Origin of the sequence: Sulfitobacter aestuariivivens (genome assembly GCF_014763045.1) — a bacterium.
GTDB lineage: Bacteria > Pseudomonadota > Alphaproteobacteria > Rhodobacterales > Rhodobacteraceae > Sulfitobacter > Sulfitobacter aestuariivivens.
On record NZ_JACTAG010000006.1, the window covers coordinates 37,188 to 56,475 of the forward strand.

The window sequence follows — 19,288 nt, forward strand, 5'->3', positions numbered from 1 at the left end:
AATCTGAACAGATCGAGCGTGATCTCTGACTATCGTGCAGCACCATATCCGGCCCGCCGGCCGAAGACCGCTCCTGAAGTCAGACCGGAGCCGCCCGGGTAGCCGGCAAAGAATACGCCGCCCACAAGCTCTCCACACGCAAAGAGGCCTGGGATGGGTTTGTCCTGATCCCCCATCACGTTCCCCGCATCGTCGACCCTGAGGCCACCATAGGTGAACGTGATTCCGCCGGTTACCGGGAAGGCGCGGAAAGGCCCCTGATCAATTTTTTGCGCCCAGTTGGTTTTCGGCGGGGTAATGCCCTGCGTGGCCTTACCATCCAACGTTGTCGGGTCAAACTCCATCTCATCGTTCACGCTGTTGTTGTAGTCCATCAGCGTTTGCATCGCTGCCTCAGCATCCACTCCATCCATCCGGTTGACCAGTTCTTCCAGCGTGTTCGCTTCGATAAAATGCGCGTCGTGAAACCGGTACTCGGCATAAAGAAGGTCAAAGACCTTGCTATCGAAGACTTGCCAGGCGAACTGACCGGGTTGTTCCAGGATCGCGGCACCATATTGAGCGTAGGTGTAGTTGCGGAAATTCGCGCCTTCATCGACAAAACGACGCCCTTGTGCATTCAGCATGACACCCAGAAAATAGGAAATCTTGCGATAGTTCTTGCGCTCGCCGGGCGGCAAGTGCAATCCGCCAAAGTCCGCCATGTGCAGATCCATCGGCGTGGCATGCCCGCCAGCGTAGAACCCATGCGGGGCTGCCCCAATGTCCAACGCCATGCGCAGACCGTCGCCTGTGTTATGCGGCGTGCCTCGCACCTTGGCGGCTTGCCACTGGGGGCCCATGTGGCGCACGCGCATCTCCTCGTTCGCCTCGAAGCCCCCAGAGGCAAGGATCACCGCATCCGCACGGATTTCTTCGTTTCCAATCTGCACGCCGACCACGCTGTCACCTTGTGTGATCAGCCCGGTCACACCGGAATTGTAGCGCACGGTCCCGCCAAGACGGCGCACGGCAGCCAGTTCCATCTCGAAAAGTCCGACACCCTCGTTCCGCGCGGCCAACGTCAGCCCGCCCCAGAACACATGCCGCCCGGCTTTTTTAAAGCTCTGTCGGCTGTAGATCGGCTCAAACGTCACATCGTGCGACGCCAACCAGCGCATCGTCTCGCCGGACTGGGCGATCAGATCCTGTTGTTCCAAAGACAAGGGACGGCCATCGTTGAACCCCAAAAGGTCAGCGCCGAATTTCTCGGCCGTGTAACTTCCGAAATCGGTCTTTGCGATGCGGGGATCTGCCGGGTCGCACAACAGGGCAAGCAAGTCCTCCGCCCCATCATACGCAAACCGCATGGCCCCGGCTGTGTACTTGGTGTTTCCGCCTGCCAGAGCCTCGTCGGCTTTCTCCAACAAAGTTACGCTTGCGCCCTTTTCCAGCGCGGCGATGGCAGCGCACAGGGCGGCGTTTCCGGTTCCAACGACGATGACGGATTTTGACATAGGCTATTCCCCACGCTCCTGATATTGTATCCACGCGGATACAATTAGGGATCTCTTACCGTGACAGGATCCGAACAGCAAGAAATGTCTCAGGGGGAAGCCGCCTACGAGCGGCTTCTGGCCGCGATCCAGTACGGTAAATTCCAGCCCGGCGACCGTCTTCGGGAGATCGAGGTTGCCGCAAGTCTTTCACTTTCGCGCACGCCAGTGCGCGAAGCGCTGCGCAAGCTGGAAAGCGACGGGATCGTCGAACATCGCCCTCGGATCGGCGCTGTGATCCGCAGGTTGTCGCAGGCGGAGGTGGTGGAGCTATATGAGATGCGGCTGGTGCTGGAACGCACCGCTGCGGAAATGGCCGCCAAACACGCCAGCGCCGCCGAGATCGACGCGCTGGAAGAATTGAACGAAGAGATCGGAACAGCAACCGACAATGCGGCAAGGGCCGCTGCGCTCAACCAGCAATTCCATCGCGGGATCTACCTTGCCACGCGCAACAGGTTCTTGCTGGAATCCGCGCGTGCGCTGAACAACGCCCTGCTGCTTCTGGGTCCGACGACGCTGGCAGACAAGGTGCGGATCACAGTCGTCTACGATCAACACCGCGAGATTATCGCGGCATTGCGCGCCGCTGACCCCCAAAAGGCCGGAGAGGCGGCTGCGGTGCATCTGGAAACGTCGCTCAGGCACAGGCTGAAGGTGATGCAGGCATGATGCCTCACGCTTTGGCCTATGTCGTGGCGGGAACAGGTGTTCTTGTTTTTCATCTGCTTGGTCTGCCTTTGCCATGGCTGCTGGGACCGATCATTGCCTGCCTGGCCGCTGCGTTGGCAGGCGTGCCGATGCACGGCATCAAGGTGGTGAATGAAGCGATGAGGACGGTTTTGGGTGTTGCGGTCGGCGCGACCTTCACAACCGCCCTGCTCGCCTCGATGGTGGGCATGTGGCCGACACTATTGATGATCCCGCTGATGACGGCCTGCATCGGAGTGGTCGGCCTTGTATATTTCCGGAAGCTGTGGGGTTTTGACTTTGCGACCAGCTATTATTCCGCCATGCCAGGTGGGCTGCAGGATATGCTGGTTTTTGGCGAGGAAGCAGGTGGCAACCCGCGCACCCTGTCCCTGATCCACGCCACGCGGGTCATGGTCATTGTGGTGGTCTTGCCATTCCTGCTGGTCTGGGTGTGGGATGCTGACCTATCCAATCCGCCGGGCGCGCCCGCTGCGACGCTGGGCTTGGGCCAGCTTGCCCTGATGGCCTTTTGTGGCTTGGCTGGCTGGCGCATCGCCAAGCGCGTCGGCATGTTCGGGGCGACGATCCTCGGGCCTTTGCTGCTGGCGGCGGCCCTTGCCTTGAGCGGCGTGCTGCAGCACCGCCCGCCCGCCGAAGCGATCTGGGCCGCACAGTTTTTCATCGGCATGAGCGTCGGTTGCAAATACGTTGGTGTGACCATGGCGGAGGTCCGCCGGGATGTCACCGCTGGCCTTGGATTTTGCGTCCTGCTGCTCATCCTGACGGTGATTTTTGCAGAAGCGATACATCTCGCCAATCTGGCACCCCCGAGAGAGACCATTCTCGCCTTTGCACCCGGTGGGCAGGCGGAGTTAACCGTGCTGGCCTTGATCGTGGGGGCAGACATGGCCTTTGTCGTGGCACATCATGTGCTGCGCATTTTTGTGGTTATTCTTGGCGCGCCGTTGTTCGCGCGTCTATTTGATAAAGGAGATGCGACATGAGCGATGATCTGCACAGTCTGGCCAACGATGGCATCCTGCGCGCGGCGATCAATACCGGCAATCGCGCGCTGGTGCAGCGGGAGGGCGACCACCTGTCCGGCGTCAGCCCCGCCCTGGCCCTTCGTTTTGCGCAAGAGATCGGGGCCGACCTGCACCCGGTAATCTACGATGGCGCGGGCAAGGTCTTTGCCGACGCGCATGGGGATGTCTGGGATGTGGCTTTTTTGGCTGTGGATGCGATGCGCGCCGAAAAGGTTGCGTTTACGCGGCCCTATCATACGATCGAGGCAACCTTTGCCGTTCGCGCCAGTTCGGCCCTGCAAAATGTAGAGCAGGTGGACCGCCCCGGCGTTCGGGTGCTGACATCAACCGGGTCGGCCTATGACATGCATCTGACCAAGACGCTGCAACACGCCAGTCTCGAACGCTCCGGCACGCCACCGGCCAGCTTCGCCGAATTTCGCGCCGGGCGGTGCGACGCTGTTGCGGGCGTGCGGGCCTCGCTTGAAGGATTCTTCGGGGATGACCGCGACGTGCGCATCTTGTCCGGTGTCTTGACTGCGGTACATCAAGCGATGGTTCTGCCAAGAAATGACGACCCGCGAATCTCCGCGCTCGACGACTTTGTGGCACGCGCCGTGTCAGACGGGTTTGTCGCCGCCCATCTCTGACCAGACTTCCGGGTTAATCACGTGGATCGGCGCGCCTGCCGCATAGGCATTGATCTGATCGAAGATATCCGCGAACTGCAAGTCGAACTCATCCTCAGTGACATAGCCAATATGGGGCGTGGCGATCACGTTGGGATGGGTCAGCAGCGGATTACTCGTATCGACCAAGGGCTCTTGGTCAAAGACATCAACGGCTGCGTGGATGCGTCCGCGCGCAATCTCCGCCTCCAGCACACCCGGTGCGATCAGGCCAGACCGGGACGTGTTGACCAGCAAGGACCGCAGCTGCATCGCGGCGAGGTCCTCAGCGGTAATTATCCCGCGTGTGTCCGGCTTCAGCCGCACATGCAGGCTTACGATATCAGAAGAGGCAAAGAATTTTTCGCGCGATGGCGGCACCGTCTGCCCGGCGGCAGCGGCCCTTTCCCGGCCTGCCTCAGAGCCCCAGAACTGGACCTTCATCCCGATGGCACGGGCATAGTCCGCCACAGCGCCCGCGATGCGGCCATTGCCATAAAGGCCCAGCGTCCGACCTCGCAACGTGCGGCCAACACCCGCCTGCCAATTGCCCTCTTTCAGCGATGCGACCTGCTGCGGAATCTGGCGATAGCTGGCAAGGATTAGCGCTAAGGTGTGTTCAGCGGCCGCATAGGACGGCGTGTCGGAATGCATGTTCGAACACAACAAGACACCGTTGGCCGTGCAGGCCGGGACATCCACGTGAGGGTAGACGCTGCGCTGGGAGATCAATTTGAGATTTGGCAGACGTTCCAGAATCGGCGCGCCGATGCGCGTCCGCTCGCGGAAAAGCACTAGGGCTTCGGCCGCCTCCACTCGCTTGGCCAACTGCGCGGGATCGGGTTCATGATCCGTCCAGACGGTTACATCATGTGCGCTGAGCTTTTCAAAACAGGGCAGACCGCGCAGCGTGTCAAACCAGTCGTCGAGGATATGAACCTTCAACGGCTTTCGACCCCGGCCTGCGGTGTCGGGCTGCGCGGGGTCGGTACGAAGACGTCGCTGCCCAAGGCCACCATCGCGGCGCGCACCCTTTGCCGGTCGGCCAGCAGGTGGTTGAACTGGACATCGCAACCCGCGATGGGTGTTGGGTATGAACGGATCTCGGCATCCAGCAGTCGCTTGGCCGCAGCCAGTTCCGAGCGGGCCAGCAAAAGGCATTCTTCGATGGGATCAAGCATGTCAGCCTCCTTGTTTGTATACCATAGTATACCGAAATGGAATGGCGTCAATCCCCTCGCCACAGGGATGCGGGAACAAAGACCGACCCGGCCGCCAATTTGCGCGCGGTGCGCACAAGCCCCGCGGATTTGACGGCAAACCCCGACGCACCAAGATCGTAGTCTACAACCACGTCGATCTGACCTGAGGCATGTTCCAGCGTGATTGTTGCGGGCGTTTCATTAGGCCGTGCGGCCATTCCGTCGGCCACGGAGCCCGGCGTGAGAACGCAAGAGGCAAGGCACTGCGCGCCGGTCACGGCCATTGTGGGGTGGCACTTCCATGGCATGAAATAGCGTGTGGCGATGGTGCCGCCGTCACGAGCCGGGGCCAGCAGTCCAAATTTCGGTGTGACCGACTGGCTGACATCGCCCATTCCCATGTGCTTGCCGGCCTCAATGCGGATCGCTTGCATCCGCTTGTTGAATGCCGCATTGTCGTCCAGTTCGGCAGCACTCTCGTAGCCCGTCAGTCCAAAGCTGTCGGCGCGGGCGATGACCATGGGCATGGCCACGTCCATGCAGGTGACTTCGATCCCGTCGATAGTGTCTTTGAGGTTGCCTGTGGGCAGGAACGCGCCCGTCACGCCGCCCACGGTCTCCATGAATTGCAGCGCGATGGGCGCGGCGGTGCCGGGCACGCCGTCGATCTGCGCGGTACCTTCATAGTCCACCGCGCCACCGGGCGTCTGCACAATCGCAGCAACCCGGGCACCGGTGTTTACCGCATGAATATTCACCGGCGTCTGGCCGTCTTGCGCGGGCACCAGTCCCATCTCGATCGCCGCGGGCCCGACCCCTGACAGGATGTTGCCGCAGGTCGGTTTGAAGTCGACCAGTCGGTCCTCCACGCTGACTTGCGCAAAGAAGTAGTCAACATCTGCCCAGTCGTCCTCGGACGCCGAAAGCATCGCCACCTTGGTCGTGACCGCCGCCCCGCCGCCGATCCCGTCGATGTTCAGCGGATGGCCGGAGCCCGTGATGGCGATCAGCACCTCGGCCAGAGTGTCCAAATCGTCTGGCAAATCGGCCCGGTTCATGTAGGGCCCGCGTGATGTGCCACCGCGCATGAAGAGAAAGGGGATGGCGGTCTGCGTCATGTCAGCGGCCATGGCAGATCGACGTATTCCTGCAGAAGGCCCGGCGGGAAGTCACGGTTCAGGAGCCAGGCCATGCCCAGCATGAAGGCAATGCCGGCACCCGTGTAGATCGCCGCAAAAGCGGTCCTGACCCCTGCCCGCATGCGCATGAAGGCAAAGAGGAAAACCCCAAGCGCGATAATGAAGCCAAAAAGCGATGTCAGGACCAAAAGCCCCGCAAACCATGCAAGCGTAGACCACAGGCTGTGCGTCGCGTCGGCGTCGTCGCCGTGACGTTCCCGGTCAGCAAATATAGTATCCGTTTCCGGTTTGAGCATCATTCGGATGATCAACACGGCACACCCCAATAGGCAAACACCCCCAACGAACATCGGAAATACCCGGTCCCGGCTGTAGCTGGGGATTGAGGCAGCGTCGTAGAAAGCGTAGGCGATGTAGGCCGTAACGGCCAACATAAAGACGATCGGCGCGCGTTTTGAGCCAGATTGGACATCGCCTTCGGCCAGGATGTTCTTGGCCTGCCGCAGCCCCAGCACCACTGAGATAACGGTGATGACCAGCAGGACGATCACGATGGGGGAAAAGATGTACTCCAGACCCTCGCCCATGCTCTTGCGGAACCGCGACTGCGCGATTTGAATTGCCTGGTTGGCATAGGTCTCGGCCGGGCTGGACAGCACAAAGCCAATCAGGAACGCAGGCCGCGACCAATCAAACCGGCGCATCAGAATGCCCAGCAGACCGATGGCAAAGAGCGCCACAAGGTCCATCAGGTTCTGGCCGGACTGGAAGGCGGCAAAGCTGATGATCATGAAGAGAAAGGGCGCGAGGAGCGCAAAGCGGATCGTGGTAAGTTTCGCAATCCCGCCTGAGGCGGCAATGCAAATGACGGTGCCAACGACATTTGCCAGCGCCAGCAGCCAGACGATTGAATAGGTAATGTCGAGGTTGTTTTGCAGCATCGCCGGCCCGACTTCGATCTGGCCTGATCCAAGCAGGGCGATCGCGCCTACAAAAATCGCCATGGAGCCCGAGCCTGGAATACCAAACAGCAGCGTTGGCACCAGCCCGCCACCTTCTTTGGCATTGTTTGAGCTTTCCGGCCCGATCACGCCACGCACTTCGCCGTTGCCGAACTTGGACTTATCTTTGGTTGTCTGCACTGCGTGGCCATACGCGATCCAGTCCACGACCGAGCCGCCAAGACCGGGGATCACGCCAACCACGACCCCAATGATCGAGCAACGCACGGACAGCCAGATGTTGGCAAACCAGTCGCGCACACCATCAAGCCAGCCGCCGCCCAGTTGCGTCTCGCGGCTGATTGCGCGGTCTTGGCGTAAAAGCGAGATGATTTCAGGGATCGCGAAGATGCCCAAGCCCACGATCACCAGTTTCAGACCGTCGGTCAGGTAGGGGTAATCGTAGGAGGACATGCGCAAATCGCCCGAAGATGCGCCCTCGCCGATGGTGCCGATCAACATGCCCAGACCTGCCGCCACGATCCCCTTGATGGCTACCCGGCCTGCCAGGATGCCCACCATCGAAAGCCCGAATATGGTGATCATCAAAAGCTCAGGCGTGCGGAATTCCAACACAATGGGACGGGCAATCAGGATGAAAACAGTCAGGAATGCGGCCCCCACCAGCCCACCAAACAGGGATGATGCGAATGCGGCCGACAGCGCCCGCGCCGCCATCCCCTTTTTGGCCATGGGAAAGCCGTCCAGCACTGTGGCCTGCGACGCCGAAGAGCCGGGGATGCCCATAAGCACCGAGGCAAAAGTGTCAGACGTCGGCACGACTGCGACCATGCCCACCATCAGTGCCAGCCCAAGGATCGGGTCCATACCGAACATGAAAGGCAGCAGCAGCGACAGGCCAGCAATGCCGCCCAACCCGGGGAATACGCCAATGCACAGGCCCATCACGACGCCTAGAACCAAGTAGCCAAGCACCATCGGTTGCAAGATCAACGTCCATGCATCGCCCAGTGCCGGCAACGCTTCCATGAGAGTTTCCATGGTCTTCCCCCTTGCTTGATCAAACGCCCCGCCAGTCGAAGGCGAGGCGCTCGGAAAGCAAGGTTTAGTTCAGCGAAACGCCGTACTTTTCCTGCAGCCAGTTGACGATAAAGTCCTTGGCTTCCGCTGAAACGTTCGTGGCACTCTCCATCGCCGTCTTCGCGGCGTCACCGGTCATCTGGGGGTATTTGCCCAGTCGCTTGCCGGAGATTTCTGCAAAGTCCGCGCGGGCTTTGACGTCTTCGAAGGCCTTGGTGTAGGTCACGATCGCGTCGTTGGAAGCACCTGCTGGCAGGAACACCATCTTTTGTGCCGGGAAGCCCGCGATGAAGAAGGCTTTCCAAGCATCCCACTTTTCGCCGGATGTCTCACACCCTTCTGTCGCTTCGCAGACTTCCTTGAAAGTCGGGATGTCGGGGAATGTGGGATCGCGCACGATGTTGCCCGCGTCATCCAACGCACCCCAAGTCATCATCGGCACAGCGGTGCCTGCTTCGACCAGCGGTGTCACGCCGGAGAGATAAGACGACGAAGTCTGGTAGTCGATGTTCGCTTCTCCGCGCTCAAACATCAGGCGGCCGTCACCGCGACCCTTGATGCCCATGACGCTCTCGACGTTCAGGCCAAGCATTTCCCACGCCAGTGTCGGGACAAGGTCCAGACGCGTGGCGCCCTGGTTGCCGTAGATGAAGTCCTCGCCCTGAAGCGGGGCGGCATTCATCCCATCCATCTTTGCTGCCAGTTCAGGCGTCAGGTAGGCCACGCCCCCGGTGCCGGAGGCCAAAACCACGTTCCAGTCACTATAGTTGTATCGCACGCGGGGGTCGCCCAGCAGGAACGGAAACTGCGTGGAACCGGAAGATCCGAAGATCAATGTGCCGTCGTTGTACTGCTGCTCTTGAAAGAAGTTGGCACCCTTGGTCGAGCCCGCACCCGGCATGAACTTTACGACAACCGTGGGCTGACCCGGCAGGGCCTCGGACAGCAATGGCGCGTAAAAATTGGCCCATTTGGCTGAACCGCCGGTTTCCGAGAACGGAATGATCCATTCGACGGTTTTGCCTTCCAGATCAATGCCGTGGCCGGCCGCCTCAGCTTTGATTGCAAATGTAGCAGCGGCAGCGGCCACAAGGCCTACAGCCACGCGACGCGTGGTTTTGAAGATAGACATAAGTTCCTCCCAGAGCTACCCCGCGTTATTGCGGGGAAAACGAATGACACGGGGGTGTCCTCCCCCTGTTGCGATACTGGTTATGACCTGCGAACCTTGCATGAGACTTGCATGTCAGGAAAATTCTTCGATGCGGATCGTGTTGGTCGAAGACAACAGCAGCCTTGCCAAAGGCATCAGCTACCGGCTTGAAGATTCCGGTCATGCGGTGGACGTGCTGACGGACGGCAATGACGCTGAGCAGTTCCTGAAGTCGGATACAGCCGATTTGATTATTCTGGATATCAACCTGCCGGGAGTGGACGGGCTAACCCTGCTCAAAGATCTGCGTCGGCGCGGAGATGCCCGTCCCGTCATATTGTTGACGGCACGGGCCGAAACACAGGACCGGGTGATCGGTCTGGACGCCGGTGCAGACGACTATCTGATAAAACCGTTCGAGATGGCCGAGCTCGAAGCCCGCATTCGGGCCCTCTTGCGCAGGCGCGATGTCCCCCAGCAGCAATTTCGGAAGATCGGCGCACTGAACTATGACCCCGCGACCCGTCAGCTTTTTGCCAACAAGACGGAAATCGATCTGCCCCGTCGGGAGATGTCGGTCTTCGAATGCCTGTTGGAAGCGGAAGGCCGGCTGGTGTCAAAATCCGCACTTCTGGACCATGTGTACGGCACCGGCGCGGATATCGATGAAAAGGTTATGGAGGTCTATGTTTCGCGATTACGGAGCAAGCTGAGCGCGCACGGCATCCAGATCGTTACACGCAGGGGATTAGGTTACAAGATCACGGAAAAGCAATCGTGACACCCCCACAATCCCTTCGAAGCCGACTGATCCTCATCATTCTTTTACCGCTTCTCGCTGTCTCACTTGTTGCGGGCGCCTGGCAATTCAGGACAACAGCAGCCCGCGCCGAGTACATATTTGACAGAGGTTTGCTATCCGCCGCACTTGCCATATCGAGAGACGTGGCCATTTCCGGTGGTGACGCGCTGTCGCCAGAGACCCGTAGCCTTGTCAACGACACATCCGGTGGAGAGCTTTTCTACCATGTCTTCGCACCGGATGGTGTATTTGTAACAGGATATTCCACACCGCCGGTGCCACCGGATTTGGGAAAACCGCATACGGCTGAGCCACTCTACTACGATGCCGTCTACCAACAGGAAGACGTGCGCGTGCTGCGCTTCCAGGACGTCACGACAGTCGACAATGTCTCCGGCACGTTTAATATCACCGTTTGGCAAAGTGCCGATGTGCGGCGCAGTTTCGTGCGTGAAGTGGTCTCGCGATCCTTCGCCGTCATTGCTTTTTTGGTCGCCTGCGTCGCGTTGATCGTCTGGTTCGGGATCCGATTGGGGCTGCGGCCCTTGATGGAGCTTGAACAGGCCATCGCGCGCCGGTCTTCGACCGATCTGGAGCCGATCCGCCGTTCGGTTCCGCTTGAAACAAAAGGACTGGTGCAAACACTCAACCGGCTCTTTGATCAAGTATCGCGCCGTATCAGTAGCAAGGACGCATTCATTTCCAACGCGGCGCATCAGCTGCGCAATCCGATCGCAGGGGTTCTGGCGTTGGCCGAAGCCGTGCAATCGGCACCAAACGAGGACGCCGCAAAGCGCCGCAGCAGCGAATTGCTGCAAGCCGCGCGGGAAACCAGTCAATTGGCCAATCAACTCTTGTCGTTCGAACGGGCGCGGGGCGCCGACGTTTCATCCACAGGCGAGCAGCTCGATATCTGTGCATTAGGCGCGGATGTCATTGACAGCGTTTCGCATCGCGCCAAAGACCGCGCGGTCGAACTTTCATTTGCGCGGCCGGACGCTCGGGTCATGGTTTTCGCAGATCGTGTTATGCTAAGGGAAGCCGTGTTGAACCTTCTGACCAACGCGCTCCTCCACGGCGGCAAGCAACTCCGACATATAACGCTGTCCATAGAGGCATGCCCCGAAAATGCAGTCATCACCGTGGAAGACGACGGCGTTGGCATTCCGGTGCATAAACATGATCAGGCCAAAAGCCGCTTTGGCCAGGCGGGAAATGCAGGTGGTAGCGGGCTGGGCCTGCCGATTGCAACAAAAGTCGCCGAAAATCATGGCGGTTCGCTAGAAGTTGGAACACCCCGGAAAGGGACTTTGGTCCGAATAACGCTGCCGGTTGGCAATTTGAATTGAAGTCAGGCGTGTTCCGAGTGAAGGCAGATCAGCCCATCCAAACAGAGCCGATCGTATCACCTGACACTAACGGCACGCGGAAAGGTATCCGGTACCAGACGTTCCTGTCGGTTGCACCGCATATCTCTGTCTCCTGGATCGAATTTGGGTCGGCACCATTGGCAATAACACAAAACGGGCTCCGAGGTTCACGTTAGTCGGTCTATCGAAGAGCTTTTCAGGAATTCGGCTCTGTGAGTAGCCAACGGAAGATTTCAATGGCGATGCCCGAACCTGCAAGACAGCTAATCGTTGTGAAAACTTCCTCCACATCAAGTCGGGTAGTTACAGGAAGTGCCCCGAGAGTCTGTACATACCTACATGAGCTTATTTCAACGGCATGCGCTGCTCCGCCATTTCAGCGTACCAGCTACATCCGAACGGGATCAGTTCGTCGTTGAACTCGTAGGACGGGTTATGCAAGTCCGCGCTGTCGCCATTGCCAATGAAGAGATAGGCGCCAGGGCGCTCCGCCAGCATTTCTGCAAAATCTTCTCCTGGCATTACGGGGTCGAAATCGCGGATGACATCTCCGGCCACCGTCCTTGCAACCTCTGCCGCCCGGCTTGCAGCTTCCGGGTCGTTAATCGTGGGCGGCACGCGAGGTGTATAGTTCAAATGCGCCTCGGCGCCGTGGGCTTGCGCCGTCAGTGTCGAAATGTCGCGAAGACGTTTTTGGACCAGATCATGCACGTTAGGGTCAAAGTAGCGCACGGTTCCGAGTAATGTTATTTCATCCGGGATGACATTGTAGGTATTGCTGTCGCTGCGCAGGCCGCAAGTCGAGACGACCACAGTTTTCAAAGGGTCAACATTGCGCGCCGCGATCGTTTGCAGCGCCGTAATGACGTGGGCAGCAGCGACAGTCGTATCTACGGCTTTGTGCGGCATCGCTGCGTGTCCGCCTTGTCCTTTGATGGTAAGTTCAAAGAATGCGGTGGCAGCCATCTGTGGTCCGTCACGCACTGCAAACTGACCTGCGGGGATGCCCGGCCAGTTGTGCATGCCATAGAACTCCTGAATGCCCCATTGCGAAATCAGCCCGTCGTCAAGCATTGCCCGCGCGCCGCCGCTGCCTTCTTCGGCAGGCTGAAAGATCAGCACCACAGAGCCGTCGAAATTGCGTGTTTCAGCTAGATACTTTGCCGCCCCCAATAGCATTGCTGTATGTCCGTCATGTCCGCAGGCATGCATAATGCCGGGATGGGTTGATGCGTGCGGCAGTCCGGTTGCTTCCGGGATGGGTAACGCGTCCATATCCGCGCGAAACCCGATCACCTTGCCGGAGCCCTTCGCTTGCCCATGTATGACGCCCACAACTCCAGTCTGGCCAAACCCGGTAACAACTTCATCGCACCCAAAACTAAGGAGCAAGTCGGTTACTTTTTGTGCGGTGCGGTGTTCCTTAAAGCGCAGTTCTGGGTGGGCGTGAATGTCATGCCGCCATTCCTTGATCTCGGCAAGGAGTTCGGCAAATCGGTTGCGGGCAGGCATAAACGCTTCCTCTCCAGGTTAGCTGTCCTGGACTATGAAGACCTGTCCTATACTACGCAACTATGGGATTTGCGCATGATGATATGAAGATCGACGGCGACCGCCACACAAAATTGAACAACTGCAGCCTGAGCCTCATCTCTTTGCCCAAACATGACAACCATTAAGGTTAGGCAAAGAGTTGTGCTGAACCAACCGGCTGATCATCGCGACGAAGTGGCCGTTGGCAGTGCAGTGGCTAAAGAAGATTTGTCCGCACGCTGTAAGCTCAATGTGCTTGAGCTGCTGCCTTTGCAGCGAATGGCGGCAATGTGGACTGCGACCGGAGAAGGTCGAGAGACGGCTTAGGCCCGTGTCCACGAACACTATTCTGGTGTAACCCAGTCTGGCATCGCAAAGACCATTTTCCTCAACAGGCAGTCGAACTGCGCCAATTCCTCATCGGTGAGCGCGGCGCGCATTGCGTCCTGACGGGCTTTGACGATGGGGCTCACATGCTCCAGGATTGACCAACCCACTTCTGTCAGGGTCAACGGTTTTGCGCGCTTGTCTTCTGGGTCAGTGCCGCGCCTGACATATCCCTTTTCTAAAAGGTCTGACACCGCGCGGCTGATCGAGTTTTTGGGCTGACCCGTCACGCGGCAGATATCCTGAGCGACCAGCCCAGGCATGTGTTCCAGGCAATAGAGAATGACGAATTCTGGCCGTGTAATCCCGAACTTTTCGCCCAGATGGCGATAAACGGGTCCTGTAAAGAAGTTAGCGAGAAAGTTGATGCGCCACGCATGGCGCAGGTCAGTGTCGTCAAGCATCACAAGCGACAAAGCCCCGAATGTATCGGCCATGTCCTCTGTGGCGGCTAAGCTCTTGTCTTGGTGGGTCATGCACCCCTCTTACGGGAGATTAGTTCAAAATGGAACTTTACAAAAGGTTCCATTTGGTACTTTATGCAGTCAGGCAATTGATTGCCACATAAGGGAGGACAATATGAAAAAGATAACCGCTTTGGCGGGCGCTGCTGCGCTTGGCTTGTCGGCATGGACAGCATCTGCGGATGACCTGCGCATGATTGGCGCGTTTCCCGAAGGTTTTGTGTTCACCGAAGAAATTGTGAAACCATTCATGGCACTTGTCGAAGAAGAAACCGGCGGTGAGGTCAGCTTTGCTCTCACCGGACCTGACGCCGTACCACCGTTGGAGCAGCTTGAACCGGTGCAGGCTGGCGTGTTCGACGCGCTTTTCACGCACCCTGCCTATCACGCGGGCACCACGCCTGTGGGCCTCGCTATTGACGCCATTGCTGCCGATCCGAGCAAACGGCGCGAGGGAGGGATCATCAACTACATCGATGCGCACTATCAAACGCTGGGCATGAAGCTGATCACCGCCCCTGCCACGGGATCGAAGGGATTTCGTTATTTCCTGAAGGAGCCGATCACGGGCGAGCCGGGTTTCGAAGGTCGTAAGATCCGGGGCACGGTGTCTTATCATCCGATGATCGAAGCATTGGGCGGTTCTGGCGTCGTTATGGGCGGAGGGGATGTGTATTCCGCTTTGCAAACAGGCGTCGTGGATGGCGCAGCCTGGGGCCTGACAGGTGCCAGGGATTTCAAATGGTATGAGGTGGCCAATTACATGGCCGATCCCGTGTTTGGGCAGGTCGGGTTGATGATCTTCATGAATCTTGATGCCTGGAACGCGCTCTCAGCCGAAGAACAGGCCGGTATAGAACGGGCCGCCTTGCGGTTGGAAACCGACAGTATCGCCCGTTTTGATAGTTTGGCCGCGCAGGAGAAAGAAGACCTGTTGGAGCTTGGCATGAAAATGACTGCCTTCTCGGATGCAGAAGCCGAACAGTTTGAAGAGCTGTGGTCAGGCGGTGTCTGGTCCATTGCGGAAAAAGGGGATCCCGACACGGTCGCCGGGCTGCGCACGCTTGCGCGCGAAGCGGGTCTGTCGGACTAATCCAGAATGACGGTATTGGGTCAATGGCATGACGAAAGCTCCCGCTGGCTGTTTCGGCTGGCGGGGGCGGCGCTGTTGCTGGCCGTCGCGCTTTATGCGTTTGAGGTGATCGCGCGATATTTATTTGATATGCCCACCACTTGGTCCGGAGAGGCGGTTCAATATTCGCTGGCCATCCTGATCTTTTGCGCACTGCCCGATGTGACGCGCCGCTCGGCGCATGTGGCCATCGACATCGTGCCGGAGTCTCTACCAGAAAACGCGCGCCGAATTCTCGCCCGGATCAATGCGCTGGTGGCGGCACTGGCGACTGGATTGGCCGCGTGGATCGTCGCGGGCGAAAGCCTGCGCCAATTCGAAAAGGGCCTGATGACCAACGCCGCCAACCCAATCCCGCGGTGGTGGATCACTGCGTTCATAGCCTTGGGTCTGGCCAGCGCGGCGCTACATTTCTTGCGCCATATGATCGGGCGGCGCGGATGAGTTGGCTTGCCTTTTTGTGTCTGGCAATCGGGCTGCTACTGGTCCTGCTGTTTTCGGGCGTCAAGATTTTCGTCGGATTTCTGGTGCTGAACCTTGTGGGTGTCATGGTCCTGATTGGGCCGCGCGGCTTTGGGTTGTTCACCAATTCGATCTTTGAGACCGCGACATCGCCCACCCTGGTCACCGTTGCCCTATTCGTGCTGATGGGCGAGGTTCTGTTCCGATCGGGTACAGTCGATATCCTGTTTCGCAGCGTCGACCGGTTGATCGGACGGCTCAGAGGGCGGCTTTATGTGATCACGATCGCGCTTTCTACCGTGTTCGGTGCGCTGTCTGGATCAGCCGTGGCAGTGGCGGCCATGCTGGGCCGGTCGGTGATGCCACTGATGCAGGACCGCGGCTATGACACACGGCGGTCCGCAGGCACCATTCTGGCAGGGGCCAGCCTTGCGCCCATCATCCCGCCCAGCCTTCTTGCGATTATTGTGGGTTCGCTTGCGGATGTCTCGATCGCGGGGCTGTTGGTGGCGGGGCTGTTGCCGGGGCTGCTGTTTGCAAGTCTCACGCTGGCTTATGTGTTTATCACAGAACGCGGCAGCGCCATGCCTGAGCAGCCACAACCCGAAGGCTCGGCCCTACGTGCCGTGTTGGATATGCTGCCCTTCCTGCTGGTGATCTTTGCTGTGATGGGCCTCATCATCCTGGGAATTGCCACACCATCGGAATCGGCGGCGACAGGGGTGGTCGGCGCACTCATCGTCGCGGGGCTGTTCGGGCGTCTGGATATGCAGATGTTGCGCGAAACCGTGACCTCTGCCTTGACGATCTCTGTGGTGATCCTGATCATCGTTGCCTCGGCCAAACTGTTCAGTCAGCTTTTGTCGTTTGCCGGAGCCACGCGCGGTCTGGTCGCACTGGTCTCCGATCTGGGCCTTGGACCGGACATGACATTTCTGATGATGATGATGATCCCGTTTGTGCTGTGCATGTTCATCGACCAGATCGCCTTTATGCTGCTGGCAATCCCGATCTACCAACCCATTGTCGCGGCGATGGGTTTTGATCCGATCTGGTTCTGGACGTTGTTCATGGTCAATCTGACAGTCGGCAGTCTGACACCGCCATTCGGCTATACGCTCTTTGCGTTGAAGGGAGCCAATGACCGGCTGACAACCGCAGATGTGTTTAGCGCGGCCTGGCCTATCGTCGGCATATTCATCACAGGGATGGCTGTTCTATGGGCCGTGCCAGGCATCGTCACACTGATCCCCGGTCTTTTGCATTGACCTGGCAACAGCATGACACCGCAACCTCGCATTACATCCCCTCGTCGGATGAGTCTAAGCTGCGTTTGCATGTGCGGGCGCACGCTGATGAACCGAGCCGTCCGCCCGTCTTGTTTGTGCATGGGGCAACATATGCCAGCCGCCTTTATGATGTGCCCCATCCGGGGGCCAGCTGGCTCAAAGCCACGACTATGGCGGGGTATGCAGCCTATGCCCTCGACATTCGCGGATATGGCAAATCTGGTGTTCCGGGACTTGTTGATAAAGCAAAACCATATGCCCGCGCGACAGATGCGATCAAAGACATCGCTGACGCCGTCAATTGGCTGTGTGTGCGTCACAACCGCGACAAGATCGGTTTGGTCGGTGGCTCATGGGGCTCGATCACTGCCGCCATGTTTTCATCTGGCGCACTGAAATCCAAGATCGCGGCGCTGGTGCTCTATGCCCCGATCTTTGGGGCAACAAATCAAGGCTGGCTGTCCTTCCTTTCTGATCCGTCCGATCCCAACCAATTCAACCCAGCCTTCAAAGGCGCCCGGCCTGTGTGCGAAACGTCGACCCGCGCGCGTTGGGACGCGGAAATTCCCCCCGGAAAGAACTGGCGTAACGAGTCAGTGTTCCAAGCCCTTGTTCAATCCAGCCTCGGCGATGACCCACAGGCTGCGCTTCGTGACCCCCCGGCCTTTCTGGCTCCGAATGGCACGCTCCTGGATTTGTGGGAGGCATTCAATGGACGACCGCTGTTTGATCCGTCCCGTATCACCTGCCCGACCCTGTTGATCCGAGGCGGTGCGGACACAACGTCAACCCGGTCGGATGCGCTCGCTCTGTTCGACGTGCTTGCAGCGCCAGTGAAACGCTATGTTGAGCTAGCCAACGGCGCGCATTTTGCCAGCGCTGAACGCCTTGGCCCACAGGTTTTCCGCACGGCAAACGCGTTTTTAGAAGATCAGTTTTGGATGTAGCGAACGCGCCCAAGAAACGGAGATGCGCATGTAATTGGGTGGATCAAGTATTTTGGCGCACCCCCAGATCAATGCCCACTTCTGTGAAACCGCAATGCAGCATCGACATGTTGATTGTACAGCAGCGTTGGCCCGTTCCGCACGCTTGCTAAAGCCTAGTACCGAGAAGGAGGCAATCTTGTCTGAGGTTCGATGGCCTGCTGCCGGTTTCGTGGACACCGAGGTAAAGTGTTTATAAAACTGGGGAATCTATATGACGAGAAGGATGTTCAGCCGCGAGTTCAAGCAGGAAGCGGTGGAGTTGATAATGAAGCGTGGCGTCATCACGGCGCAGGCTTGAAGGGATCTTGGAATACACACGACTGTGCTGCGCCGGTGGGTGCGGGCATCTGAGAGAGATGGGTCTGCTGCGTTCCCCGGTCACGGCAAGCTAACTCCATAAAAGGAAGAGCTTCGGAATTTGCGACGCGAGGTGTCCAAGCTGAAGGCGGAGCGCGATATCTTAAAAAAGGCGGCCGCCCACTTCGCCGCCTACTTCGCCAAGGACCAGCTGTGATGTTTGGGTTTGTGCATTGCCCGGCAGGCGATTTGCATCGCAAATCTGCCGAAAGAGATGAAGCACCGAGGGATTTGGCCCCCTCTCGGCAGATTTGGCTTTGCCAAATCGCCTGCCGGGCAATGGTGAGTTGGATGTGTGACGCGCTCGGTGTGTCACGAAGCGGCTTCCATGCCTGGCTGACGCGCCCGAGCAGCGACAGGCCGATCCGTGACGAAGAGCTGTTAGCGGCGATCCGTGCAAGCTTTCTGCGATCGGACCGAACCTATGGTGACCGACGTGTCTGGCATGATCTTCTCGAACAAGGTTATTCCTGCGGCTTGCATTGCGTTGAGCGATTGATGCGACAAGCAGCCTTTAAAGCCCGTCCCAAGCGTCGAAAGCCGCCGAAAGACGAGGGCACGAGGTCGATCATAGCTGCCAACGTGCTTGAACGAGAGTTTGAAGCGGATGGTCCGAACCAGAAATGGGTGGCGGACTTCACCTACATCTGGACAGCGGAAGGGTGGCTTTACGTTGCGGCCGTTATCAATCTGTTCTCGCGGCGTGTCGTCGGCTGGTCAATGAGCGAACAGATGACGGCTCAGATGGTCACGGACGCCTTGATCATGGCAATCTGGCGCAGAGGACGGCCCGACGAGTTGCTGCACCATTCCGATCAGGGCAGCCAATATACCAGTGAGCCGTTCCAGCGACTGATGGCCGATCACGGCATCACCTGTTCAATGAGCAGGTCTGGGACAATGCTGCGATGGAGAGCTTTGAGGTGCCCCTAGATTTGTAGACGCTTTGCTTGGTAATTTTGGGACCAAGGAGAGACGGATATGAACAAGGGAATACGGTTTACGGATGAGTTTAAGCAGGACGCTGTAGCGCAGGTTGTTGAGCG

The 19,288-nt window shown here is 58.6% G+C and carries 17 protein-coding genes and 1 pseudogene; 10 read left to right on the top strand and 8 right to left on the bottom strand.

The annotated features are described in order from the left end of the window. Positions 1-29: 29 nt before the first annotated feature. Positions 30-1,496, bottom strand: a complete 1,467-nt coding sequence (tcuA, locus tag H9Q16_RS20255) for an FAD-dependent tricarballylate dehydrogenase TcuA (RefSeq protein ID WP_191077300.1) — start codon at positions 1,494-1,496, stop codon at positions 30-32. A 60-nt stretch (positions 1,497-1,556) separates the two neighbouring features. Between tcuA and H9Q16_RS20260 the strand changes: the two genes are divergently transcribed. Genes H9Q16_RS20260 through H9Q16_RS20270 form a run of 3 tightly spaced genes read left to right on the top strand, consistent with a single transcriptional unit; the run spans position 1,557 to position 3,903 of the window. Further along, on the top strand, positions 1,557-2,207 hold the full coding sequence (locus H9Q16_RS20260; RefSeq protein ID WP_343067901.1) for a GntR family transcriptional regulator: 651 nt from the start codon (positions 1,557-1,559) through the stop codon (positions 2,205-2,207). Then, positions 2,204-3,232, top strand: coding sequence for an AbrB family transcriptional regulator (locus H9Q16_RS20265; protein WP_191077301.1), 1,029 nt, complete (start codon positions 2,204-2,206; stop codon positions 3,230-3,232). The genes H9Q16_RS20260 and H9Q16_RS20265 overlap by 4 nt, the downstream gene beginning before the upstream one ends. Beyond that, positions 3,229-3,903: a transporter substrate-binding domain-containing protein gene (locus H9Q16_RS20270; protein ID WP_191077302.1), complete on the top strand. Its 675-nt coding sequence runs from the start codon at positions 3,229-3,231 to the stop codon at positions 3,901-3,903. Before H9Q16_RS20265 ends, H9Q16_RS20270 begins: the two co-directional genes overlap by 4 nt. Here the strand turns inward: H9Q16_RS20270 and H9Q16_RS20275 are convergent. The 5 genes from H9Q16_RS20275 to H9Q16_RS20295 form a co-directional block, all read right to left on the bottom strand. Further along, positions 3,874-4,866 carry a D-2-hydroxyacid dehydrogenase family protein gene (locus H9Q16_RS20275; protein ID WP_191077303.1) on the bottom strand — a complete coding sequence of 331 codons (993 nt, stop codon included), beginning with the start codon at positions 4,864-4,866 and terminating at the stop codon, positions 3,874-3,876. The genes H9Q16_RS20270 and H9Q16_RS20275 overlap by 30 nt on opposite strands. Next, positions 4,863-5,102, bottom strand: a complete 240-nt coding sequence (locus H9Q16_RS20280) for a hypothetical protein (protein WP_191077304.1) — start codon at positions 5,100-5,102, stop codon at positions 4,863-4,865. The genes H9Q16_RS20275 and H9Q16_RS20280 overlap by 4 nt, the downstream gene beginning before the upstream one ends. A 47-nt stretch (positions 5,103-5,149) precedes the next feature. Continuing rightward, the gene (locus H9Q16_RS20285) at positions 5,150-6,241 is read right to left on the bottom strand and encodes a 4-oxalomesaconate tautomerase (RefSeq protein ID WP_191077305.1); all 1,092 of its coding nucleotides are present in this window, start codon (positions 6,239-6,241) and stop codon (positions 5,150-5,152) included. Continuing rightward, positions 6,238-8,265, bottom strand: coding sequence for a tripartite tricarboxylate transporter permease (locus H9Q16_RS20290; protein ID WP_191077306.1), 2,028 nt, complete (start codon positions 8,263-8,265; stop codon positions 6,238-6,240). Before H9Q16_RS20290 ends, H9Q16_RS20285 begins: the two co-directional genes overlap by 4 nt. Before the next feature lie 64 nt (positions 8,266-8,329). Further along, positions 8,330-9,436 carry a tricarboxylate transporter gene (locus tag H9Q16_RS20295; protein ID WP_191077307.1) on the bottom strand — a complete coding sequence of 369 codons (1,107 nt, stop codon included), beginning with the start codon at positions 9,434-9,436 and terminating at the stop codon, positions 8,330-8,332. Positions 9,437-9,536: 100 nt separating this feature from the next. Here H9Q16_RS20295 and H9Q16_RS20300 point away from each other — a divergent pair, with 100 nt between their 5' ends. Then, entirely contained in the window at positions 9,537-10,238 is a 702-nt protein-coding gene (locus H9Q16_RS20300) for a response regulator transcription factor (protein WP_343067902.1), read from the top strand. After that, a complete protein-coding gene (locus H9Q16_RS20305; RefSeq protein ID WP_191077309.1) occupies positions 10,235-11,608 on the top strand; it encodes a sensor histidine kinase N-terminal domain-containing protein in 1,374 nt (457 codons plus the stop codon). Before H9Q16_RS20300 ends, H9Q16_RS20305 begins: the two co-directional genes overlap by 4 nt. A gap of 366 nt (positions 11,609-11,974) precedes the next feature. Here the strand turns inward: H9Q16_RS20305 and H9Q16_RS20310 are convergent, their stop codons facing one another. Together H9Q16_RS20310 and H9Q16_RS20315 are read right to left on the bottom strand one after the other, a co-directional pair. Further along, entirely contained in the window at positions 11,975-13,141 is a 1,167-nt protein-coding gene (locus H9Q16_RS20310; RefSeq protein ID WP_191077310.1) for a M20 aminoacylase family protein, read from the bottom strand. 365 nt (positions 13,142-13,506) lie between these two features. Continuing rightward, entirely contained in the window at positions 13,507-14,025 is a 519-nt protein-coding gene (locus H9Q16_RS20315; protein WP_191077311.1) for a MarR family winged helix-turn-helix transcriptional regulator, read from the bottom strand. A 103-nt stretch (positions 14,026-14,128) separates the two neighbouring features. Here H9Q16_RS20315 and dctP point away from each other — a divergent pair, with 103 nt between their 5' ends. From dctP to H9Q16_RS20960, 5 genes and pseudogenes are all read left to right on the top strand, one after another. After that, positions 14,129-15,106, top strand: coding sequence for a TRAP transporter substrate-binding protein DctP (gene dctP / locus H9Q16_RS20320; protein WP_191077312.1), 978 nt, complete (start codon positions 14,129-14,131; stop codon positions 15,104-15,106). A 6-nt stretch (positions 15,107-15,112) separates the two neighbouring features. Continuing rightward, entirely contained in the window at positions 15,113-15,589 is a 477-nt protein-coding gene (locus H9Q16_RS20325) for a TRAP transporter small permease (protein ID WP_191077313.1), read from the top strand. Next, positions 15,586-16,875, top strand: coding sequence for a TRAP transporter large permease (locus H9Q16_RS20330; RefSeq protein ID WP_191077314.1), 1,290 nt, complete (start codon positions 15,586-15,588; stop codon positions 16,873-16,875). The genes H9Q16_RS20325 and H9Q16_RS20330 overlap by 4 nt, the downstream gene beginning before the upstream one ends. Continuing rightward, entirely contained in the window at positions 16,872-17,843 is a 972-nt protein-coding gene (locus tag H9Q16_RS20335) for an alpha/beta hydrolase (RefSeq protein ID WP_216859535.1), read from the top strand. The genes H9Q16_RS20330 and H9Q16_RS20335 overlap by 4 nt, the downstream gene beginning before the upstream one ends. A gap of 253 nt (positions 17,844-18,096) precedes the next feature. Next, a pseudogene (locus H9Q16_RS20960) lies at positions 18,097-19,162 on the top strand (IS3 family transposase); the annotation flags it as partial. Positions 19,163-19,288: the final 126 nt, after the last annotated feature.

Bases quoted from the DNA above. Each gene is read 5' to 3' on its own strand.
- H9Q16_RS20290 (WP_191077306.1), bottom strand. From the start codon at position 8,265: ATGGAAACTCTCATGGAAGCGTTGCCGGCACTGGGCGATGCATGGACG.
- H9Q16_RS20280 (WP_191077304.1), bottom strand. From the start codon at position 5,102: ATGCTTGATCCCATCGAAGAATGCCTTTTGCTGGCCCGCTCGGAACTG.
- tcuA (WP_191077300.1), bottom strand. From the start codon at position 1,496: ATGTCAAAATCCGTCATCGTCGTTGGAACCGGAAACGCCGCCCTGTGC.
- H9Q16_RS20325 (WP_191077313.1), top strand. From the start codon at position 15,113: ATGACGGTATTGGGTCAATGGCATGACGAAAGCTCCCGCTGGCTGTTT.
- H9Q16_RS20285 (WP_191077305.1), bottom strand. From the start codon at position 6,241: ATGACGCAGACCGCCATCCCCTTTCTCTTCATGCGCGGTGGCACATCA.
- H9Q16_RS20295 (WP_191077307.1), bottom strand. From the start codon at position 9,436: ATGTCTATCTTCAAAACCACGCGTCGCGTGGCTGTAGGCCTTGTGGCC.
- H9Q16_RS20300 (WP_343067902.1), top strand. From the start codon at position 9,537: ATGAGACTTGCATGTCAGGAAAATTCTTCGATGCGGATCGTGTTGGTC.
- H9Q16_RS20330 (WP_191077314.1), top strand. From the start codon at position 15,586: ATGAGTTGGCTTGCCTTTTTGTGTCTGGCAATCGGGCTGCTACTGGTC.
- H9Q16_RS20270 (WP_191077302.1), top strand. From the start codon at position 3,229: ATGAGCGATGATCTGCACAGTCTGGCCAACGATGGCATCCTGCGCGCG.
- dctP (WP_191077312.1), top strand. From the start codon at position 14,129: ATGAAAAAGATAACCGCTTTGGCGGGCGCTGCTGCGCTTGGCTTGTCG.
- H9Q16_RS20310 (WP_191077310.1), bottom strand. From the start codon at position 13,141: ATGCCTGCCCGCAACCGATTTGCCGAACTCCTTGCCGAGATCAAGGAA.
- H9Q16_RS20265 (WP_191077301.1), top strand. From the start codon at position 2,204: ATGATGCCTCACGCTTTGGCCTATGTCGTGGCGGGAACAGGTGTTCTT.
- H9Q16_RS20315 (WP_191077311.1), bottom strand. From the start codon at position 14,025: ATGACCCACCAAGACAAGAGCTTAGCCGCCACAGAGGACATGGCCGAT.